A 21169-nucleotide genomic window follows, 5' to 3' on the forward strand; every position below is an offset into this window, starting at 1 on the left:
GTGACTTCACACAGCCTTTGCTGCTTGTGGCAGATCAACGGGCCGCCTGGACCGATTGCGCGACGTCGACGACGCTGATCTCGGCCAGGCCGATGCCGAGCTTGCGCTTGTCGCCGCGGCCGCCCAGGTCTTCCGGCGAGGTCGGCTGCGGCACGACGATCGTCAAGCTGCGCTGCGTCCCGTCGGTGGCGACGCGCAGGCCGACTTCCTGCAACGAAGGACCGACGCGGAATGCGCGTTCGGTGTCGCCCACGCGCAGCAGGAAGGCCAGGCCGGCGTTCGGTCCGTAGCCGCGCGCCGTCAGGATGACCATGGCCTGCCTGGGCAGCGGGCGGTCGAAATGCAGCACGACCTGCTTCGCCTCCGACCAGCGGCCCCAGGGTTCGGCGCCCGACAGCCCCTGCGCATCCGTCACGAAGCCGCCGTAGGGCTGCGACAGGTGCAGGCTGCCCAGTGCATGGCCAGTGCTGCCCGGCAGGCGCACGAGGGCGTAGTCGGCGGTGGCCTTGAACGGCGTGATGCCCGGCGGCAGCGGGTGATTGCCGATCACCAGCAGCCACTTCTTGCGCACCGGCAGCTGGTAGTCTTCGATCGGCGCATCCTTTTCCAGGTCGAGCATGCCGGTGTCCGGCGCGTCGACGTGGAACTGCGCGCGCATCAGGTCGAGGATGCCGGTGGCGGCCACCGTGATCTCGTTGCGCTCGGCCACGGGCACGTTGTCGCGCGCGAAGCGGCCGCCATGGTCGGCCGCCCAGCCGCCGCGCAGCTGGTTCAGGTAGGCGCCGGTTTCGCGGTTGCCGTAGTAGAGCACCAGCGGCAGGGCCAGGAACAGGAAGACGGTGGCTGCATGGCGGCTGCCGCGCGCCCACAGGACCAGCGCCACGGCGCTCAGGACGGCCAGCACCTGGCCGGCGCCGGTATCCAGGCCGATGCCGGAAATCTCCGGCGCATCGACCGGGGTGATCGCATAGGTCGGCAGGCGCCAGGCGGCGAAGGCAAGCACGCCCAGCAGGCCTGCCGTCACCAGCCAGGCCAGGCGGCGCGACGGGGCCGGCAGCGGCTCGGGCGGGCGCGCGAAGGCGTTTGCCGCCAGCATCAGCAGCAGCGGCAGCACGAAGGCGTAATAGCGCAGGTGCAGGCGCAGCACTTCCTTTGGGCCGATGCCCGAGATCGAGGCGGTATACGCCACGGTCAGGCCGGCGGTCGAAGCCAGCATCAGCAAGGTCCAGAACTGGAGATTTCCCAGGGAGCTGCCCGACTGCCGGCGCGCCGCGCGGCTGAGCATCAGGTGCAGCAGCATGGCCAGCGGCAGGCTGGCCAGGATGGTCAGGGCCATCAGGTGGCCGCGGAAATTGATGAAGGCCGGAGCCAGCAGGGCCAGCTTGGACGTATTGCCGGTGGACGAGGCCGTGTTGCCGTAGAAGCTGCCGAAGATCGACAGCGCAGCGTCGCCCGCGATCAGGTAGCCGACGCCAAATTTCACCAGCAGCGCCGCGACCGGCGCGACGACCGCAGCGACCACTGCCTTGCCCAGGCGGCCGGCGCCGCCTTCATTCCAGGCGAGGACGGCCAGGAACAGGCTCAGGGCCGGGATCAGGAACACGGCGTGCACCTTCACCAGGCTCATCAGGCCGACCACGAGGCCGGCCGCCAGCGCGCGCTGCAGCACCGTCCAGGCGGCCGGCGACAGAGCCACCCAGCTCAGGGCCGCGAAGCCGAAGTAATAGGTCGCCTCCGGCATGAAGAAGGAGGTGTAGAGGTTGGTCGGCGCCAGCAGGCCGGCCACCACCAGGGCGATCGCCAGCAGGCGCGGCATGTAGTTGCGCGCGACCAGGTAGAAGAGGAAGCCCCCGCCCACCCAGAACAGCGCATTGCCGAACCGGACGCAATCGAGGAAGCCGTCGCCGCAGGCCATCGAGCCGCGGAACAGCCACAGGTAGAGGTAGGACGGCACGATGGCTTCGGACAGCGGCATCAGGCGCGCCATCTTCGAGTAATACCACTCGTCGGCGAAGATGGCCGGGTTCAGGCCGAGGTTGCGCATCATGAGCCATCCGAACACGGCGGCCAGCGACAAGCACAGGATCGGGCCGGCGTACCGGTTCAGGTCTGGGGAAGCGGTCTTCATCATCAGGACGTTCTTGGTCTTATGGGGAGAGGGAAGCGCCGCGCCAGGCGGCAAGCTGCACGGCCATGCGCTCCCAGGTAAAGAACTGGCGTTTTTCATAGTAGAGCGGCCCGGCATGCGGCCGCTCGTCCAGGCGGGCCGGATCGACCGGCTGCAGCTGCTCGACCCCGCGCAGCAGGTAGTGCAGCAGCACGAAGGGAAACAGGCCGATCCAGGTCGTGCGCTGCGAAGGATAGGACAGGCAGGCTTTCAGGTGCTGCCAGCGCCGGCCCCAGGGGATGCGGATGGCCCGCGCCGGGCCGTTCTCCGGCAGCGGCGCCAGCACGCGGAACCAGGGGCCGCCGAGATGCTTCGACTGGTAGAGCGAGAACTGCCAGGTGCGCGCCAGCAGGCCGCGCTGGGCGGCCAAGGTGACGGCCAGCGCATGCAGGGCGTCGTGGTCGTGGTGGCCGCCTTCCCAGGCGGTGACGTGGATCGCCTCGATGTTCTGGTAACTGTCGAACCAGCGCGCGATCCAGTGCGAGGCCGCTTCCAGGTGCAGGGGCAGGCGCGCGTCGCCGATGCCGAGTTCGCCACCCGCGAAGAACACGTCGCCGGCAGGCACGCCGAGCCTGGCCAGCACCGCCAGCGACTCCGCATTGCGCTGCGCCGCGCTGGCGCTTTTCGTCTGGCCGTCGGTCAGGTAGGCGCAAGCCACCCGCACACCTCGCGCACGCCAGGCGAGGATGCGCTGGAACACGCCGAACTCGTCGTCCTGGTGGGCGAACAGGAACAGCGCGGCCGGCGTAGGCGCGACGGAGGCCGTCTCAGTAGGCATCGAAGTCGAGGAAGGTGAACTGGATGCGCGCCGGGTCCAGCTGCGGGGCGCGCGGATTGAATGCGCGCCAGATCAGGTTCAGCGGCGAGGGGCGCATGCGCATCGGGATGCTGGCGTAGTTCCAGTAGTTCGCCGCGGCGTCCGGGGCCAGGCCGATGAAGAGGCGCAGCGGCGAGGGCGCCGGGCCCTGGCTCTTGGGCGAGGTCGGCAGGGTCGCGGCGCCGAGTTCGGCATAGGCCGGCACGATGCCGACTGCCGGCGCGTGGAACTGCAGGCGGCCGCCATGCTCGCGGTGCCACACGCGGTTGTGCGGATTGGCGCAGCGCCATGCCAGCGCCTCCGGGCTCCAGCTGCGTTCGAAGGACAGGGAGGATGCCTGTGCCTGCGCGGTATGGCGCAGCGATCCGACGCCGATGCGCGCTTCCAGCGGGCGCACCAGCTGAAAACCGAGCTTGCGCACGAAACCGGGCGTGCTGTTGGCGTTCGCGACGCCGTAGACCCCGTCGAAGCCGCCCGCGGCGCCGGCCTCGTAGGTCATCGCGGCGAGTTTGGTGAACAGGCCCTTGCCCTGGTAGTCCGGATGGGTGGCGGTGTTCAGCGACAGCAGCACCCGCACCTCCCGGCCTTCGACCCAGGCGCGCGCCGGCACGCAGACGTAGTGCGCCGCCAGGCGCTCGCCGTCCCAGGCGTCGTAGCCGACCGCCGCGCCGTCCGGATTGGCGAGATACAGCCAGTCGAGGTAGGCGGGGGTGAACTTGTCGGTGCCGGGGAAGCAGGCGGCGAACAGGGCGCCGTACTGTTTCAGGATGGCGGGGGTATGCTGGACAGGCGCGAAACGCAATTCCATCACTTGAAGATCCAGTATTTGCCGAGCAGGTAGCCGTTCGCCGCCACCAGGGGCAGCGAGACGATTTTCCCGACCAGCGGATTGTCGAAGACGGCCTGTCCCAGGGCGACGCAAGCAATGGTCATGAGGTAATTGACACCGACCACGCACAGATAGCGCGCGAAATTCGCCGGATTGGCCGAAGCATTGAAGGTAACACGGCTGTGGAAGGCGTAGTTGACCAGCAGCCCGGCCGCGAAGCCGGCGCTGGCCGCGGCGGTCGCCGTCACGCCGGACAGCAGCAGGAGCTGCATCAGGCCGACGTCGGCCAGGGCGCAGATCAGCCCGCCGGTGACGAAGACGCCGAACTGGCGCGTAGCGAGCTTTGAAGCCAGTTTGGAAGCGAGGGTCGATACGGTCATGGAGTGCTGCGGAACAGGGTCTTCTTGTGCAGCGGGCGGCGCGGCACGGCGGCGATGTCGTAGGCCAGGAAGGCCAGGATCAGCTGCACGCCCATGATCACCGGCAGCGCGGCCAGCATCACGGTGCCGGCCGGCGTCTCCACGTTCGAGCGCGCCGAGGCGATCCAGTGGGCGATGCCGTACACGGTGCCGAAACCGGCCAGCAGCACGCCGAGCGGCAGCTCGAGGGAAGCCAGCGACATATTGCGCAGGTAGTAGTTGTAGAAGATGCGCTTGCCGAAGTTACGCACGTGCTTGGTGAAGAATTCGGTGACGACCTTCGAGATCTTGAGGTTGCTGACCTCGTCGCCATACACCGCGTCCATCGGCACGTCGACCACCACCGCGCCCAGGATGTTCAGGCGGAACAGCATGTCCGATTCGAAGAAGTAGCGCTTGCTGATCTTGTCGAAGGGCAGGAAACGCGCGGCGTCGGCGTGGATCGCGGTGTAGCCGTTGGTCGGGTCGAACAGGTCCCAGTAGCCCGAGGACAGCTTGGTCATCAGGGACAGCACGGCATTGCCGAACAGGCGCATCGGCGGCATCGCGCCCAGGCGCTCTAGGTTGAAGAAGCGGTTGCCCTTGGTGTAGTCGGCCTCGCCCGCCAGGATCGGCGCAACGAAGCTCGGGATCAGGCTGCCGTCCATCTGGCCGTCGCCGTCGATCTTGACGATCACCCTGGCGCCGTCCGCGATCGCGGCGCGGTAGCCGGTCATGACGGCGCCGCCCACGCCCTGGTTCTCCGCATGATCGAGCACGGTCACGCGCGGGTCCCGGCAGTTGGCGCGCACATAGTCGCCGCTATGGTCGGGGCACGTGTCGTCGACCACGTAGATGCGGCCGACTTCCGGCCCGACGCCGGCGATCACGCCGAGGATGTGGCGCGTGACCTTGTAGCTCGGGATCACCACCGCGATGAGTGCAGCCTCCTTGGCGGCCGGTTGGTCGAGGGCGTTCATGGCTTGGGGGGCAGGTGCGTTCATGGTTGGGTCATCAAATCGGGCGCGCCGGCATGGGGCGGCTGCGCGTGGTTGTGCCGGCCCGCGGGCGGGAACAGCATCGTCACCAGTTCGGCGGCGTTGTCGGCCCAGCTGCGCGCCGGGATGCCGTGCGGCGCCGGTGCGCTGCCGGCGGCCTCCAGGCGCAGCCAGTCCTGGATGGCGCCGGCGAGGTCCGCGCCGCCGCTGCCGCTGAAATAATGGGCGTGGCTGCCGGCCACTTCGCGGAATACCGGCAGGTCGCGGACCAAGAGGGGCACGCCGTGGCGCGCCGCCTCGATCAGCGGCAGGCCGAAGCCTTCGCCCTCGCTGGCGAACAGCAGGCAGGCGCCCGCCGCATACACGCGGTCGAGGTACTCGTCGCTGATGCCCTGCAGCCAGTGGAGGCGCTTGCCCAGCTCCGGATGATTGCGCAGGCGCTTCACGATGGCCGGAATGGTGCGGCGGCTGCCGTCCGGCAGGCCCTTCCAGCCTTCGTGGCCGACGATCACGAGGCGCAGGTCCTCGCCTTGCGCCCACAGCTGTTCGAAGGCGTCCAGGGCCTGGGCATGGCCCTTGCGCGGCTCGACGGTGCCGACCATCAGGAAGCTCGGGGCACTGGCGATGTCGCGCAGCACGTTCTCCGCGTCCGGCGGCAGGCCGGTACTCGGCTGCGAGGCGCTGATGTCGGCACCGTGGTGCAGCACGGTGAATTCGGGCAGGGCACGCCCAGGCTGCTGGCCGGCCAGCCAGGCGCGGGTTTCATCCGCCACGGCCGCACTGATGCAGACCAGCACATCGGCTTCGTCGCCGACGGCGCGCAGCCAGCCGGCGAATTCGGACTCGGCGCCGGGCGGGAAGAATTCCGGTCGCAGCACCGGCAGGATGTCGTGCACCAGGAAGTGGATGCGCACGCCCTGTTCGCGCCAGCGCCGGTACAGGCCCAGGCGCGCGGCTTCGGCCACCGGGCCGGGGAACACGTCGGGGCTGTAGAACACGTCGCCGCTGGAAACGTGCACTTCCTCGTCGTGCACGCCGTCGCCCACCGTGCCGACCAGCTGGTGCAGGTAGCGGCGCGCGTAGCGGTAGTGCCAGTAGCCGCCTTCGTCGGTGAGATAGATGGGCAGGACCTGGTAGTCCCTGCCTTGCCCACGCAGCAGTTCGAGGAGCTGGGCGCGCACCACGCGCTGGATGCCGGTCTTGAGGTCTTCGCGCACCATGGCCGAGACGTCCACCAGCAGTTGCGGCGCCAGTCGTTCGCCCCCGACGACCGCGTGGTGGCGGTTGTACAGGACCGCTTCCATCAGCTGGCCGGCGCTCTGGCGCCAGGTCAGCCATGGCATGTCCTTCGACGGCGGCGCCTTGCCAGCCTTGTGCAGGGCCAGCCATGCTTCGATGGCGGCGGCCAGGTCTTCCGGCTTGCCGCCCTCGAAGTAGAAGGCGTGTTCGCCGGCGACTTCGCGGAACACGGGAATGCCGCGCGCGATGATCGGCAGGCCCTTCTGGGCCGCCTCGATCAGCGGCAGGCCGAAGCCTTCGCCCTCTGAGGCCGCCAGCAGGGCCGAGCTCCGGTCATAGAGTTTCAGGAGCATTTCGTCGGAGACGCCGTTGAACCAGAACAGCTGCTTCTCGCGCTGGGGATGCTTTTCCAGGCGTTCGGCCAGCTGGTCGACCAGCCAGCCGTTCTTGCCGACGATGACGAGATTGACCTGGACGCCTTGCGCCCACAGCAGTTCGCAGGCGGCCAGCGCCTGGGCCTGGCCCTTGCGCGGCTCCAGCGTGCCGACCATCAGCAGGGACGGGGCTTCGCGCAGCGCCTCGAAGGCGCGCTCGGCATTGTCCGGCATGCCGGTGCTCGGCACGCTGTTGTCGATGTCGGCGCCCAGGTGGAACCAGGACAGCTTCAGGGGCGACAGGCGGCGGTTCGGCCGGCCCGCCAGCCAGGCCTGGGTCTCGTCGGCCACGGCGCGCGAGATCGTGACGATGCCGTCGGCCACCAGCGAGATGGTGTCGATGAAGTCGCCGTAGTACTTCTGCGCGCCGAAGGGGAAGCAGTCCGGGCGCAGCAGGGGCAGCAGGTCGTAGACGGTGAACCAGATCGCCACGCCCTTGCGGCGCAGGGCCTGAAGCTGCTGCTGGTTCTGGGTCGTCATATTGGTCGCCAGGTCCAGGCCCAGGAAGGTGTCGCCCGGACGCGCTTCGATCGGCGCGTCTTCCAGCGCCAAGTTGGGCGCGCCCAGCATCGCGCAGCTGAAGCGGCGCGCGTAGCGGTAGGCGCGGTTGCCGCCCTCGCTGTACACGGGTTCGATGCGGTAGCCCGGCGGCGGTTCCTTGACCAGGGCCAGCACGATGCTGCGCACCACGCGCTGGATGCCGGTCTTGTAGTCGGCCTGGACCAGCGCCGAGATGTCGACCAGCAGCTGGCGCGGCGCCGTGGCCGGGGTGTTCGCCGCCATCATGGCGGCGGTTTCGACCAGTGCAGCTTCGTGCGGCGGACGCGGGGCGTCGGGTGCGGCAAGCGCGGCAACCAGCCGGCGGCGCAGGGCCGGGGCGCTGTCGCGGGCAAACGCTTCGATGGCCTCGACGTAGAGCGCGCCGACGGCGGCGGGCGCATGGTGGCGCGCGATGTGGGCGCGCCCAAGCCGCGCCAGCTCGTCGCGACGCGCTGTCGATGCGTGCAGGTCGGCGAGGGCGGCGGACAGCTCGGCGTCGTCAAAACTGTCCTGCAGCATGCACAGGGTGTCCTGCGGCAGGTCGGCGCTGGCGCCATGGGCGTTGACGATGGCCGGCAGGCCGTGCATCAGGCAGTCGAGCACCGAGGCCGAGGTCTCGCCGCGGGTCTGGGTGCGCAGCTGCACCGCGCAGTCGCTGGCGGCCAGCCAGTGCTGGTAGTCGGTGCTGCTGACGAAACCGGTGATCCGGATGCGGGCGGCTGCCTCGCTATCGGCGATCTTGCGCAGCAGTTCGATGCCGTACTGGCCCGGGTCGTTGGCGCCCACGAACACCAGCTTGCAATGCGGGTCGCTCGCCAGAGGGGAGGCGAGGAAGGCGTCCAGCAGGCGGTGATTCAGCTTGGTCGGGCCCAGCATGCCATAGGCGCTGACGATGTAGTCGTTCTCGCCCAGGCCGAGCCGGGCGCGCGCCGCCATGCGCGCAGCAAGGTGGTCGGCGTCCTGCGCCACCTGGCCGCGCAGCAGCGGGATGGTGCGCCAGCCCTCGGCGGCGCCCGGGCCGTACCACTGTTCGGCGAGGCGGCGGGAAAAATCGCTGTGCACGATCACGCCGGCGGCGCGGTCCAGCACCTCCTTGTTGCAGGGGTACTGCCAGATGCTCGGGTTGCGTCCGTGCTCGGCGTGGTAGTGCAGGCCGGTGTAGCCGTGCGAGGCGTACAGGGCCTGGAGGAAGGCCTCCGGCACGTCGCCGTCGCGCTCCATATTGTCCAGCACACCGCTGAGATAGAAATCGTGCAGCACCACGGTGCCGGGAATGCGGCGCAGCAGGGCGAACATGTGCTTGTGCACGTTCGAGTTGCCGAAGTGGTAGAGCACGCGGTCGTAGGCCGCGCCGTGGCGCTCGAAGTACGCGACGTCGCGCTGCGGGAAGCGCGCGAGCGAGGCTTCGGGTGTCGCGCCGGGCGTGAGCACCAGCTCGACCTCGTAGTGGCGTTCCAGTTCCAGCAGCAGCTCGGCGCTGTAGTCGGCGATGCCCGAGTGTTCCGGCGGCAGCGGCGAGACCAGGGCCAGGCGCGGCTTGTGCGATGTCGTGACGCCAGGCGCGGGCACACGCGCCGCTTCCTGTTCCAGTGCCCGCCAGACGGCGGCAACGTCGTCGATGCCCACCACGGGCGCCGGCGCCAGCACCGCTTCCAGGCGGCGCGCCGACGCTTCGTCCGGCGCCAGCACCAGGGCGGCGGCGCGCAGGGGCGCCTGCTGCTGGCGCGTCGCCGCCAGCACGCTTGCTGCGTCGGCCACGCCCAGCACCTGCGGCAGCCTGCTTGCGTCGGCATCCGGCTGCCACATGCTCATCAACAGGTCGGGCTTGAGGGAAGCCAGGAAACCGGCGCGCAGCGTGGCCGCGCTGTGGCGCGAGAAGGCATCGGCGCCGTTCGGCTGGGCGTAGACGTGGAAGCGTCCCGCGGCCAGCACGTTCTCGAAGGCGTGGCGCAGCACGTCGACGTCGCTGGGGTGGCGGCTGCTCACGGCCACGTGGATGTCGTGCTGTGCCCTGGCATGGTACTGGCCGCGCAGCAGGGCCTGCGCGAGGTCGCGCGCCAGGGTGCGCAGCAGCGCCGTATCCTGGGCGGGCGCGGCCTGCGGGGCGTGGAAGTCGATAATCAGGCGCATGGTCAGTCGGTAGTCGGTTCGTAGGCGCGGCGCAGCTCGTCGAGGGCTTCGCGCGCCGATTGCGGCAGTTCGCGCAGGGCGGCAGGGACGGCCGGACCGGCACTGGCGCCTTCGGGCGCGGTGGCCTGCTTGGCGGCGGCCAGGGTCTGGGCGACCAGGGCCTGCAGCTTCGGCGAACGCATCACCAGCGGCAGGATGGCGCGGCGCAGCGACTCGCGCGTGGTCAGCCAGCGCAGGCTGCGGCGCGCGGCGCCCTTGGCCTTGCGGCGGGCAATCGCGGCGGGGCTGTGCTCGCCCTTGCGCGCGATGAAGCGCAGCGGCGCGGTGATGCGCCAGGAGGTGCTGTTCAGGGTGGCGACCAGGCGGGTCTCCAGGTCCTTGCCCCAGGCGGCGGATTCGTGCAGCTGGGCGGTGAGGGTCTGGGCCTGCAGCTCGGCCTGCTGGGCGTGCAGTTCGCTTTCGCGCAGCTGCTGGCGCAGCTGGGCGCCTTGCGCCTCCAGGCGCTGCACGGCCTGCTCGTGGCGCGCGCGCTGGGCTTCGGCCTGCTGTTCCAGCTCCTGCGCGCGGCGCGCGGCCTGCTGGTGCAGCGTGTCCAGCTCGATGGCCTGGCGCTCCATGACGGCGGCCTGTTCCCAGCCCTTGCCGGCCTGCTCGCGCAGGTCCTTGATCTGCCGCCAGGCGTTGTCGAGGTGGTGGGGAATCCAGTCGTCGAAGACGTTCGGCTGGATGTCCAGCTGGGCCAGCAGCTCGGCGTGTTCCTCGGCGACGTAGTAGCGGTTCAGGCCGTCGAACCAGGCGTAGCGGTAGCCCTGGTTCGTCACCAGGTGCTCCCAGGCGCCATGGTTGGTGGCGCGGCTGTTCGGCAGGGTCGCTTCGATCACCAGCACCCAGGGACGCCAGCGCTTGAAGTCCATCCCGCGCAGCACTTCGCCTTCGAAGCCCTCGACGTCGATTTTCAGGAAGTGGATCTCAGTTCCGCCTTCGCCGTCGACGTGCTCCTCGCAAACCGAGGCCAGGGTGCGCACCGGCACCGTGATCTCGGCGACTTCGTGGCCCTCGGAGCGGTGCAGCGCGGCCACCGACGCTTCGGGCGAAGCCCAGCCGCGCACGGCCGGCACGTCATACAAGGTCAGTTCGCCGTTCTCGGCGCCGGCGGCGATCGCCAGGTTGACGTCGCGCGGGCGCTGCTCGATGAAGGCCTGGTGGAAGGAGGGCAGCGGCTCGATGCTGATGCCGCGCCAGCCGGCGTCGTAGAAGGCCTTGGTGACCGAGTGCTCGACCGGGTCGTTGGCGCCGACGTCGATGTAGAAGCCGTTCTTGACGTGCGCGAGCGCGCGCCACAGCAGCACGTCCTCACAGTTCTGGGCGTAGGAAATGAATGTCATGAGCGTTGGATGTCGATGGCAGGGTCGAGCCAGGCCGAGCCCTCGAAGTGCGGACGGCGCATGTTCATCACGGTGAACACCAGCGCCAGGTCGCGCCACTCGTAGTTGTTGACCAGGTGGGTCTCGGTGCTGACGATCGCGGTCGCGACCGAGTAGGTGCCGGGCCCCAGGTTCATCGGGAAGGCGAAGCGGTACACGACCTCTTCGCCGGCCGCCACGTTTTCCAGCGGCAGCCCCTTGAGGTGGGTGTTGGTGCCGTACATGGGCTGGCCCAGGCGGTCCTTGATCATGTAGCCGAGCACCATGCGCGGAATTGGGGCCTTGGTCCGGACCTTCACTTCCAGGGTCACGGCCGCGCCCACGTCGACGACTTCGACGCGCGCACCCGCTTCGTCCAGCAGGGCGATGTCGCTGACCGTCGCCTCGCCGGTGCCGGAAATGGTCTGCACCTTGCCGTCCTCTGTTTCGTTCAGGCGAACAGTATTACGCCCCTGAGCGTTCTCGCGCTCGGCGATCATGGCGTTGTAGTAGTCCATGATCTCTTCCGGCTTGCCTTCGCGCGCCAGGCGTCCGCCGTCGAGCAGGATGGCGCGGTCGCACACCGACTGGATCGCCTGCTTGTCGTGCGAGACCAGCAGCAGGGTGGTGCCCTCCTTGCGGAACTGGCGGATGCGGTCGAAGGACTTGTGCTGGAAGTAGGCGTCGCCCACCGACAGGGCTTCGTCGACGATCAGGATGTCCGGGCGGCGCGCGGTGGCCACCGAGAAGGCCACGCGCATCTGCATGCCGCTGGAATACACGCGCACCGGCTGGTCCATGTACTCGCCGATGTCGGCGAAGGATTCGATCTGCGGCATCAGCTGGGTGATCTCGTCCGCCGTCATGCCCAGCAGCTGGCCCGCCATGTAGACGTTCTGGCGGCCCGTGAAGTCGGGGTGGAAGCCCATGCCCAGTTCGAGCAGGGCGGCCACGCGGCCTTCCATCCACACCGAGCCGGTGGTCGGCATCGTGGTGCCGGTGATGAGTTTGAGCAGCGTGCTCTTGCCCGCCCCGTTGATGCCGATGAGGCCCACGGCTTCGCCGGGCGAGACCTGGAAGTTGATGTCAGTGAGCACCCACTTGAGCTTGTGGCGCGTCCCGCTCAGGGGCAGCATCCATTCACCCAGGCGCGACCAGCGCGTCGGGTACTGCTTGTAGGCCTTGCCCAGATTCTGTACGACGATGGTGCCCATCAGAGTTCATCCACCATTTCGCCGGAGCGCTTGCGGAACAGGCGCAGGCCGAGGATGCACAGCAGCAGCGCCATGAGGAAGGCCGGGATCAGGGAATTCCAGTCGGGCATGCGGCCTTCGACCAGGATCGCCTGGTGGGCCTGGATGACGGCGGCCATCGGGTTATACACCAGCATCGGGCGCACCGTTTCCGGCAGGATGGTGGCCGGGTAGACGATCGGGGTCAGCCAGAACCAGAACTGCATGGCGATCGTCACGAACTGGCCGACGTCGCGGAAGAAGACGTTCAGGATGCCCGTCACCATCCCCAGGCCGATGGCCAGCAGGATCTGCAGGGCCAGCACCGGCAGGATGGCGAAGAACACCATGCCCGGGAAATTGCCCGAGACGACGAGGAAGGCGAGGAAGAGGCCGAAGATAATGCCGAAGTTCACCAGCGCATTCATCACGACGATGATGGGCAGGCAGATGCGCGGGAAGCTGATCTTCTTGATCAGGTTGGCCTGCTCGAGAAACATGTTCTGGCCGCGCGCGACGATTTCCGCGAACAGGCCCCAGGTCAGGATGCCGGCGCACAGGTAGATGGAGTAGGCGGCGCTCGAGGAATGGCCGGGCAGCTTGGCACGCATGACCTCGGAAAAGATCACGGTGTACACGAGGATCATGGCGAGCGGGCTGAGCACCGACCAGACGGCGCCCAGCATGGCGTTCACGTATTTCGACTGGAATTCGCGTTTGACGCTGCCCAGAACGAAACCGCGGTAGGCCCACAGGCCTCGCAGCATCATGGGCGAAATCATGGGGCGGCCCGCTCTGGCAGCGCCCCGCTTGGGTGCGTCAAGGATGTCAACATAAGGAATGGCTGAGCCGGATGAGCCCAAAATTATACTTCATCCACTACCCCGTTCCTTGTTACAGATGTAACTTCTTGTCTTAAGTCAACAAGAAAATGTAATGTGGGTGAGCTTTGTCAAAGTGGCGGGAATTTGAACGCCTGGCTCCTTATGCCGAGCAGGGATGGAGCAGATCCTCGAGTTTGCAATGCGCCAGGAAACAGGCCTGCATGCGGGCGGCGATGCCCCCGAGCGTCTGCGCGGCCTCGTTCGTTGCATCGGCCAGCGCTTTTCGCGCCTCGGGCGTGCTGACATCGAAGCGCTGGCGGCGCAGCATGCAGTTCGCCGTGGCGTGGTCGACGCGCTCATACGGCGCCTCGGCCAGGATGGGAAGCACGGTGCGCAGCAGGGTGGTGCCGTCGGGCGAGAAGGCGCCGGCGTCGTACTGCGCGAGGAATTCCTGGTGCCAGCCGCTCTTCGGGTGCAGGTGGGCCTCCAGCCGGGCATGCAGGGCGGCGTTGTCGGGAAGGCGGACAATGCGCCGCGACATGGGATACAGCCGCGCGAAGATCGCCTTTTGATGCCGGACTACCTCACCGAGAACGGCGCGGCTGTCCTCGACAAGTTGCTCGGTGGTGGGAGGAGAGGATGCGAAGAATGGCGGCCCGAAGACATGCTCGGTCCTCGTTAGGGCCATCGCCAGGCGATCGGCATCGACGTAGAGCAGGTAGAACGATGGCCAGTGCCAGTCGCTCTTCCTGGGGCAGGAGAGGATGTCGTCGGTGAAGCCGTTGATCTCCCGGACTTCGGACAGGAAGGATTGTGCGGGTGTATGCGCCATCATTTATGGCCTCCGTCGGCGATGGGGTCGGTATCGTCGTCCCATGCGGGTGCAAACTTCGTGTTCTTCCATTTTTCGCTGTCCAGGTCGAACGGATTGGCCGGATCCTTGCGCGGCCGGCGCCAGCTGTACACCATGCAGGGCATGCGCAGAGCGTGCAGGCGAGCGACTTCCGCCTCGAACCGCGCGGTGCACAGCGCGGGCGCGTTCAACAGGAATTCGCCGCCCTCGAGCGGCGACTCCATGCTGAACAGTTGCCAGAAATATTTGAAGTACCGCGGATTGCCGCTGGGCGCGAGCGGGCCGGAGGCGTAGATGATGGCTGTGTTCGCGGTTGTTGGGTGAACCAAATCGTGTTGTCGAAGTCTTACGCATCGTCGAGTTAACTCATCTGGAGTGACGATGCAAGGCTTGAGCTTTGATGAATTGTTTGCCTGCCTGTCCGCGGCACCATTGTCCAGCACCGATCTGACCCGGCTGCGTGAATGGATCGACAGCATCCGCGACCCAGCCGAGTGCCTGGCGCTCATCGAAGCGGCGGCAGCAGGCCGGCCATGTCCGCATTGCGCCTGTGCGCGCCTGCACCGCTGCGGCTTCGCCAGCGGCCTGCAGCGGTTCCGCTGCCTGGGCTGCCGCCGTTCTTTCAACGCGCTGACCGGCACGCCGCTGGCCCGGCTGCGCAAGCGCGCGTGCTGGCTGCCCTATATCCAGTGCTTGCTGGACTCGCGCACCGTGCGCGAGGCGGCGCTTGCTACCGGCGTGCATCGCACCACCAGCTTTCGCTGGCGCCACCGGTTCGCTCCGGGCGCCGCGCGCCACCGGCCGGCCACCCTGTCGGCGATCGTCGAGGCCGACGAAACCTACCGCCTGGAATCGCAGAAGGGATCGCGCACGTTGACACGTCCGCCACGCAAGCGCGGGGGTGTCGCCCGGCGGCGCGGCATCAACCGCGAGCATGATTGCCTGCTGGTGGCGCGCGACCGCAGCGGCACGACGCTGGACTTTCATACGGGACGTGGTCCCGTGACCGCGGCGCAATTACGTTCTTGCCTGCAGCCGGTGCTGCCCGGCGACGGGTTGCTCATCAGCGATGGTGCTGCCGCCTATGCCCGGTTTGCCGCCGACGCCGGGATCACGCATGAGTCCGTTAATGTCCGGGCGCGCCGGCGCGCACGCGGCGCGATCCACATCCAGAACGTAAATGGCTGGCACAGCCGCTTCAAGAACTGGCTCGTGCGCTTCAAGGGCGTGGCCAGCCGATACCTGGCAAACTATTCCGGGTGGCAGCGCTTATTGGACGCGCAAGCGTTGCGTACACCAGTGCAGTGGCTATGTGCTGCGATGCGGCAGGCATAGTGAAGGCAGCTGCGAAAGTCTAATTAACGCGAACACAGCCTAGATGATGGACATGCCCTCCTCGGACAGGCGGCCCAGGTAGTCGTAAGTCGGTGTTCGCATGGGTTTCGAAGCAATGTTTTTGGAGGAGCAGGGCCGGGTCAACGGGGTCCGAGGGCCATGTCCTGGGCCAGGCTGGTGAATCTTCTTCCCTGTCTATTCCGTCGGGGAAAAGGTGAGGTGGGTGCGGGCGTGTTGGCGCAGCATCCGGCCTGTCAGCCGGATGAGAAGAAGGAGGGACGAGGAGGCTGGGCCCCCAGGTGAATCAGCTGCCGAGATTGGTGAAGATGCCGACGGCCAGCTCGGCCCAGCAGTACAGGAAGCCTAGGCCAATGACGCCGGCGGCGATGAAACGCGACCTGGCGCTGCGCAGCCTGCGCAGGGCAGTGAGCAGCACCAGGCCGGTGAATGCCAGCAGCACGCCCGCCACGATGAAGTCGGTGCCGGTCCACACGACTTCGCTGGTGAACTGCATCGCGACCAGCGGAATCATGAGGATGGCCGCCGTCACCGCGGCAACGGTGAGGAGGGACTTGCCCAGGTGCGGTTTGGCGAGATGGTTGCCGGCCAGCGTGCTCATTGTCGTCTCCATGAAAGGTATTCAACCATGGTTACTTTAGCATGCTCCGCTGCGCCCGGCGACTCGCGCGTCAAGCGGCCAGCCGGAAGACCTCGACCTGTCGCGCCAGCGCCTTCGCCTGGTCGTGCATGGACTCGGCGGCGGCCGCGGCCTGCTCGACCAGGGAAGAATTCTGCTGGGTCAGGTCGTCCACGTGCCCCACGGCGTTGTCGATCTCGCGCACGCTGTCTGCCTGCTGGTCGCTGGCGGAAGCAATGCGTTCGATCAGCTGGCTGACGCGGCCGACGCTGTCGAGCAGTTCCCGCATGGTCGCACCCGACTGGTCGACCAGGGCCGTGCCGTCGCCGACGCGCGACACGGAAGTATGGATGAGTTGCTTGATTTCCTGCGCAGCGCTGGTGCAGCGTTGCGCCAGCTGTCGCACCTCGGCCGCGACCACGGCGAAACCGCGGCCCTGTTCGCCGGCGCGCGCCGCTTCGACGGCCGCGTTCAGGGCGAGGATATTGGTCTGGAAGGCAATGCCGTCGATGACGGAGATGATATCGACGATCCGGCTCGAAGCGTCATTGATGTCGCCCATGGTTTTCACGACGTCCGCGGCGATCTGCCCGCCGCGCTGCGCGATCGAGGACGCTTCCGCCGCGAGTGCGCTGGCGGCGCGTGCATCGGCGGCGTTGCGGCTGACGGTGTCGGTCAGCGAATGCATGGTGTTGACAGTCTGCTGCAGCGAGCTGGCCTGCGCTTCGGTGCGGGCCGACAGGTCCTGATTGCCTGACGCGATTTCGCGGCTGCTGACGGAGATCGACTCTGTGCCCTGGCGTACGCCGTGCACGATGCTCGCCAGGCCGGCGCTCATGTCCTGCAACGATCGTAGCAGCATGCCGATCTCGTCTTTGGAAGTCGTGTCGATCCGCGCCGTCAGGTCGCCGGTGGCAACAGCCCGCGCAAACTTCGCCGCTTCGCCGAGTGGACGCGTGATGCCCAGGGTGACGCGGTAGGCGAGCGCGGCGCCGCCAAGCAGGGCCAGCGCGGCGATGCCGAGGATGATGGTCCTCGACTCGTCCAGCACGGTGTCGACGCGCGCTGCGGCGGCATCCAGCTCGGACTCGATGTTATTGATCACCACGTCGAGATCGGCGACGATCTGGCGCCGCAGCGGACTGCATTCTTCGACGAGGAAGACGCCGAACTCCTTCATCTGCCCGGCGTTGCGGTACTGGCGCGGGCGAGAAAGTTCGCGTGCCATGGCCTTGAGGCCGGCGCTGGCTTTCTTGAAATCGGCGCGTTCGCCCATGACGCGTTCGAGCTTGTCGAGCCGGTCGAGATAGATGGCGCGCTGCTGGTCCAGTACGTCCAGCTCCCTGGCGGCATCCTGCTCGCCTTCGTAGATGTACGCGTTGCGTGCGGCAAGGCCGGTCTGGCCCAGCGCTTCGCGCAGTTCGATGAGCTGGGTAACCTCCGACGTGCGGATACGCTTTTCTTCGGCCACCGAGCGAGCCGTGTCGCCCATACGGAGGAGAGCAATTGCCGCGAGGAGGAGGGACAACATGCCCATGGCGCCGAATCCAATGGCGAGACGGGCGCCGATCTTCAGGTTCTTCAACATCGTTCGTACCAGTATCTGGGCAAGTCAGGACGGGGAGCGGCCTGGACATGCAACGCTCGGGAGATGCCGAGTAGTTCGATACTAGAACAAAGAATGAAGTTGTTTAACGGCAATTGCTAAACCGATTACGCAATTTTTTTGCGGCTGTTGCTTCGCAGTCACAAAAACACTGCCACTTATTGGTAATGCATAAAGTTACTACCCCTGCACAAGCTTTTGCAGGGCCTCCGGCTTGACGATGATCAGGCGGTGCGCGTCCTTCTGCACGATGCCCTGCTGGGTCAGCGCCGTCAGCGCGCGCGTCACGGTCTCGCGGCTGGTGTTGATCATGTTGGCGATGTCCTGGTGGGTCGGCAGGTTCTCGACGACGGCCGGGGCGCCCGGTTCGTTCTGCTTGTTCTTCTGCATCAGCACCAGATAGGTGTAGATGCGCTTCGCCGTGTTGTTGATGCTCAGCAGCGAGCGGAATTCCGAATCGCGCTGGATCTTCTGGGCCAGGTGCTTGAGCATGTGGGTCGCCACCGAGGGCGCGTGCGCAAACAGGTGCATGGCGGTGGCGGCCGGCAGGAAGGCCACCAGGGCGTCGGACATCGCCACCACCGAAGCGGAGCGGGTCGAGTTGTTGATGAGCGCAATCTCGCCGAAGAAGTCCCCAGGCGCGAGCATGCGCAGGCCGATGGCGCGGCCGTCTTCGGTCACGTCGATCACCTGCAACTGGCCCGAAAGCAGGAACATCAGGCCGTCGCCATGGCCGCCTTTCTGCAGCACGATGTCGCGCTTGCTGTACTGGCGGATGCGCAGGTCCTGCTTGACCCGGATGATTTCCTCGTCCGACAGTTCGGCCAGCAGCGGGATCTTGCGCAGGTGGATCTGAACGTGGCGCTCTTCCGGCACGGCGGTGTCGGTCTCGGCGGGCGTCTTGCGGACGGAGGATTTGGCGGTTGCGGTCATTGACTCTCTGAAAACGGTTACTTCAGAAGAAACTGGTATACAGCTGGGATGCCAGTGCGGCGAAGGCGATGCCGGCGGCATTGGCGGCCATGTCGCGCCAGCAGAAACGGCGGTCCGGCACGAAGGCGCCCTGCAGGCATTCGATCAGCCAGCCGGCAAGGAGCAGGCCCAGCAGCCAGAACAGCGCTTCGAGGCGGCCCTGTGCCACCCGCAGCGCCAGTCCGGCCAGGACGGCGAAGCTCGCAAAATGCAGGAACTTGTCGTTCGGCAGAGGAGGCAGCCAGCGATTGGGTACCAGGCAGCCCACACACACAGCGCTCATGGCCACGCCCAGCAACACCAGATCAAACCACACCTTCGCACGCCCTTCGAGATTCTCCGACAGCGGTGATTGTATACGGTCGAGCCCGCTTAGGGTGCGCCAGCCCTGCCTGATCGCCGGCATTGGCGCGTCCCAGCAACGAAGTATGTCAGCCTGATATCGATCTGGAGCCCGGTCTACCGTTGTGTGTGGAACTTGCAACAATTAGTGAGATTTCCACTGGCGTACTTACGTTGCTCAAAAGCTATTGATACAATAGGTTACATTGAGTTACATAAGTAAATGTTTGCAAAACCCGAGGGTGGAGCAAGCGCCAGGAGACAAGCTTCGTGTTCACCGCATTCCGCGCCCCAAGGCGCGCTCAGGTAGTACCCCGAGTCACCATTGGCATGGGCATTTCACGCAGACAGGGACGTATTCCCTATGTCCGCGAATTCATCAAGCTCAAGCTCCGCTCGCTGGCCCACCCACGCGCGACCCGGCGCTGGCTGCACCTGCTGAATTCCCATCCTGCCTTTGCCGAGTACGTCCGCCATAGTCCACGGCTGATGTACAAGATCTACCGTCCGTACATGACCCTGCAGTTGCCGATGGAAGCGCGCCTGGCCGCGCTGACCGTGCACTACACGACCGTGTTCGAGCGCGGCCTGGGAGACATGGTGGCGCTGGCGGCAGCGGCGCCGCTGCCGCTGGTGCGCTTCGAAGGCCGCGATGGCGGCGCCTACGACATCGCGCTGCGCGCCATCGCGCCGCTCGAACGCGAGGGCGAACTGGTGCTGCAGCTGCGCGAAGCGGACGCGCCGCTGTATGCGGTGGCCTTCACGTTCGCGGAGCGCGATGGGAAGCTGGCGGTGAACATCGGCTGCATCCAGGGCGCGAAGGACGAGGGCACGCGCGAAGCGATCCGCCGCGCCACGCGCCAGCTCCATGGGCTGCGTCCCAAGCAGCTTCTGGTCAGCGTCATCCGCCACCTGGGCCATGAATTCGGCTGCGGTGAGCTGCGCCTGGTGGCGAATGCCAACCGGGTGGTCCGCAGCGCGCTGCGCAAGGGCACGGTGCATGCCGACTACGACCAGTTATGGGACGAGATGGGAGCGATCCGGCGCGCCGACGGGGATTTCAGCCTGTCCTGCGCGCCCCTGGCCGAGCCGGATCTCGAGAACGTACCGTCGAAGAAGCGTTCGGAAGCGCGGCGCCGCCATTCGATGCTGGCCTCGCTGTGCATCGCAGTGGCCGCCGGCTTTGGCGGCGGGGCCTTGCCCGAGCCGGTCGAGTACCTGCAGGCGCCATCGAGCAGCCGCGAACACGGCTGAGCCGTACGCACCGCCCGGCACTTGACGTAAAAAAGCCCAGCCTGGCTGGCTGTAATGCCGTTCAGTTAGCGTAGCCTAGGGTGGACGGCTTCGCCGTCCGCGCGTCCAAACAGTGCATGAACAGCATGCGTCGCATCCATTCATCTGGGAGTTGAACGCGCGGACGTTCGTAATTCCGGGCATTGCCCGCAATTACCCCGTCCACCCTACAACAGCTTCCACTTCGCTTAACTGAACGGCAGCAATCCTGGCTGGCTGGGCTTTTTTGCTCAGGCCGCTGCGGCGAAGGAATCGTGGGAAGGGAAGCGCGCGCGCATCCAGTCGCGGCCCAGCCCGAGGGCGGCGATCACCTCATCCGGCAGGGTGTCGAGGATGGCCGGATCGTCGCTCGGCGTATCGGCCAGCAGGCTGGCCAGGTGCACCACGCCCGCCAGCTTGCAGAACGGCAGGGCCGCCATGGGATCGGCCGAACGCTCCACGGCGCTGACGATCCGCGCAGGGAAGTTCCAGCGGCGGCACAGCTCGGCCGTGATCTGTCCTTCCGCCAGGCCCAGCAGGCGCTGCTCGCGTTCCCAGCGCGCGCCGGGCAGATGCGGCAGCTGTTCGATCTCGGCAAAGGCGGCTGGCGCCACCTGGTAGATCAGCAGTTCGCCCAGGCGCATGACCATGCCGGCCAGCCAGGCGTCGTTGCCGTCGGCGCCGGCGCCGTTGGCCAGCCACTTGGCGTAGCCCGCGCAGGCCATGCTGCTCTTCCAGAACTCGTCGGTGTCCAGGCCGGGCAGCTGGGGGAAGGAGTCCGCGAAGCAGGCCGCCAGGGCCAGGGTGCGGATATGCGACATGCCGGCCAGGGCGATCGCCTCGTCGAGCGAACTGACGTTGCGGCTGGAGCCGAAGCGGGCGCTGTTCGCCAGGCGCATCAGCTTGGCGGTGAGCGCCGGGTCGCGCGCGATGATGGCGGCGACGCTTTTCGCCGAGGCATCCTCGTCGTCGAGGGTCGCGATGAGGGAGTGTGCGACTTCTGAGATGGTTGGCAGGCGGACGTCTTCGAAGAAACTGGCGAGGCTGATCATGGCGTTTTCCGGGAAACGGTCGCCCCGGCGGGGCGGCAACGGTAATTTTTAGTGTAATGCCGAAGGGCAACTAAAAACCGTATTGACGG

The 21169-nt window shown here is 67.0% G+C and carries 18 protein-coding genes; 2 read left to right on the forward strand and 16 right to left on the reverse strand.

Going from position 1 to position 21169, the window contains the following annotated elements; translation table 11 throughout:
- Window positions 1-34: 34 nt before the first annotated feature.
- The 11 genes from ACQ7JA_RS17985 to ACQ7JA_RS18035 form a co-directional block, all read right to left on the reverse strand.
- On the reverse strand, window positions 35-2131 hold the full coding sequence (locus tag ACQ7JA_RS17985) for a DUF7024 domain-containing protein (RefSeq protein ID WP_430900180.1): 2097 nt from the start codon (window positions 2129-2131) through the stop codon (window positions 35-37).
- Between the two features lie 16 nt (window positions 2132-2147).
- A complete protein-coding gene (locus ACQ7JA_RS17990) occupies window positions 2148-2945 on the reverse strand; it encodes a PIG-L deacetylase family protein (protein ID WP_430900182.1) in 798 nt (265 codons plus the stop codon).
- Window positions 2935-3792, reverse strand: coding sequence for a GNAT family N-acetyltransferase (locus ACQ7JA_RS17995; RefSeq protein ID WP_430900184.1), 858 nt, complete (start codon window positions 3790-3792; stop codon window positions 2935-2937). The genes ACQ7JA_RS17990 and ACQ7JA_RS17995 overlap by 11 nt, the downstream gene beginning before the upstream one ends.
- Window positions 3792-4193, reverse strand: coding sequence for a GtrA family protein (locus tag ACQ7JA_RS18000; protein ID WP_430900186.1), 402 nt, complete (start codon window positions 4191-4193; stop codon window positions 3792-3794). The genes ACQ7JA_RS17995 and ACQ7JA_RS18000 overlap by 1 nt, the downstream gene beginning before the upstream one ends.
- A complete protein-coding gene (locus ACQ7JA_RS18005) occupies window positions 4190-5215 on the reverse strand; it encodes a glycosyltransferase family 2 protein (protein WP_430900188.1) in 1026 nt (341 codons plus the stop codon). Before ACQ7JA_RS18005 ends, ACQ7JA_RS18000 begins: the two co-directional genes overlap by 4 nt.
- On the reverse strand, window positions 5212-9552 hold the full coding sequence (locus tag ACQ7JA_RS18010) for a glycosyltransferase (protein WP_430900190.1): 4341 nt from the start codon (window positions 9550-9552) through the stop codon (window positions 5212-5214). Before ACQ7JA_RS18010 ends, ACQ7JA_RS18005 begins: the two co-directional genes overlap by 4 nt.
- Window positions 9553-9554: 2 nt before the next feature.
- Entirely contained in the window at window positions 9555-10937 is a 1383-nt protein-coding gene (locus ACQ7JA_RS18015) for an FkbM family methyltransferase (protein ID WP_430900192.1), read from the reverse strand.
- Window positions 10934-12169, reverse strand: a complete 1236-nt coding sequence (locus ACQ7JA_RS18020) for an ABC transporter ATP-binding protein (protein ID WP_430900194.1) — start codon at window positions 12167-12169, stop codon at window positions 10934-10936. The genes ACQ7JA_RS18015 and ACQ7JA_RS18020 overlap by 4 nt, the downstream gene beginning before the upstream one ends.
- Window positions 12169-12969, reverse strand: a complete 801-nt coding sequence (locus ACQ7JA_RS18025) for an ABC transporter permease (protein ID WP_430900196.1) — start codon at window positions 12967-12969, stop codon at window positions 12169-12171. Before ACQ7JA_RS18025 ends, ACQ7JA_RS18020 begins: the two co-directional genes overlap by 1 nt.
- Window positions 12970-13171: 202 nt before the next feature.
- Window positions 13172-13846: a hypothetical protein gene (locus ACQ7JA_RS18030; RefSeq protein WP_430900198.1), complete on the reverse strand. Its 675-nt coding sequence runs from the start codon at window positions 13844-13846 to the stop codon at window positions 13172-13174.
- Window positions 13843-14193, reverse strand: coding sequence for a hypothetical protein (locus ACQ7JA_RS18035; protein WP_430900200.1), 351 nt, complete (start codon window positions 14191-14193; stop codon window positions 13843-13845). The genes ACQ7JA_RS18030 and ACQ7JA_RS18035 overlap by 4 nt, the downstream gene beginning before the upstream one ends.
- 52 nt (window positions 14194-14245) lie before the next feature.
- Here ACQ7JA_RS18035 and ACQ7JA_RS18040 point away from each other — a divergent pair, with 52 nt between their 5' ends.
- A complete protein-coding gene (locus ACQ7JA_RS18040) occupies window positions 14246-15199 on the forward strand; it encodes an IS1595 family transposase (RefSeq protein WP_430900202.1) in 954 nt (317 codons plus the stop codon).
- Between the two features lie 304 nt (window positions 15200-15503).
- Here ACQ7JA_RS18040 and ACQ7JA_RS18045 read toward each other — a convergent pair whose 3' ends face one another.
- The 4 genes from ACQ7JA_RS18045 to ACQ7JA_RS18060 all read right to left on the reverse strand — a co-directional run bounded on the left by ACQ7JA_RS18045 (window position 15504) and on the right by ACQ7JA_RS18060 (window position 18697).
- A complete protein-coding gene (locus ACQ7JA_RS18045) occupies window positions 15504-15818 on the reverse strand; it encodes a hypothetical protein (RefSeq protein ID WP_430900204.1) in 315 nt (104 codons plus the stop codon).
- Window positions 15819-15888: 70 nt separating this feature from the next.
- Entirely contained in the window at window positions 15889-17424 is a 1536-nt protein-coding gene (locus ACQ7JA_RS18050) for a methyl-accepting chemotaxis protein (RefSeq protein WP_430900206.1), read from the reverse strand.
- Between the two features lie 198 nt (window positions 17425-17622).
- Window positions 17623-18375 (reverse strand): Crp/Fnr family transcriptional regulator, encoded by a 753-nt coding sequence (locus tag ACQ7JA_RS18055; protein WP_430900208.1) that lies wholly within the window; start codon window positions 18373-18375, stop codon window positions 17623-17625.
- Window positions 18376-18397: 22 nt separating this feature from the next.
- Window positions 18398-18697: a hypothetical protein gene (locus ACQ7JA_RS18060; protein ID WP_430900210.1), complete on the reverse strand. Its 300-nt coding sequence runs from the start codon at window positions 18695-18697 to the stop codon at window positions 18398-18400.
- A gap of 389 nt (window positions 18698-19086) precedes the next feature.
- On the opposite strand from ACQ7JA_RS18060, the gene ACQ7JA_RS18065 reads away from it, so the two are divergent.
- A complete protein-coding gene (locus tag ACQ7JA_RS18065; protein WP_430900212.1) occupies window positions 19087-20010 on the forward strand; it encodes a DUF535 family protein in 924 nt (307 codons plus the stop codon).
- Window positions 20011-20279: 269 nt separating this feature from the next.
- On the opposite strand, the gene ACQ7JA_RS18070 is transcribed toward ACQ7JA_RS18065, so the two are convergent.
- Window positions 20280-21080 carry an HDOD domain-containing protein gene (locus ACQ7JA_RS18070; RefSeq protein WP_430900214.1) on the reverse strand — a complete coding sequence of 267 codons (801 nt, stop codon included), beginning with the start codon at window positions 21078-21080 and terminating at the stop codon, window positions 20280-20282.
- Window positions 21081-21169 lie beyond the last annotated feature (89 nt).

Source organism: Massilia sp. BKSP1R2A-1, assembly GCF_050586525.1.
Taxonomy (GTDB): Bacteria; Pseudomonadota; Gammaproteobacteria; order Burkholderiales; family Burkholderiaceae_D; genus Telluria.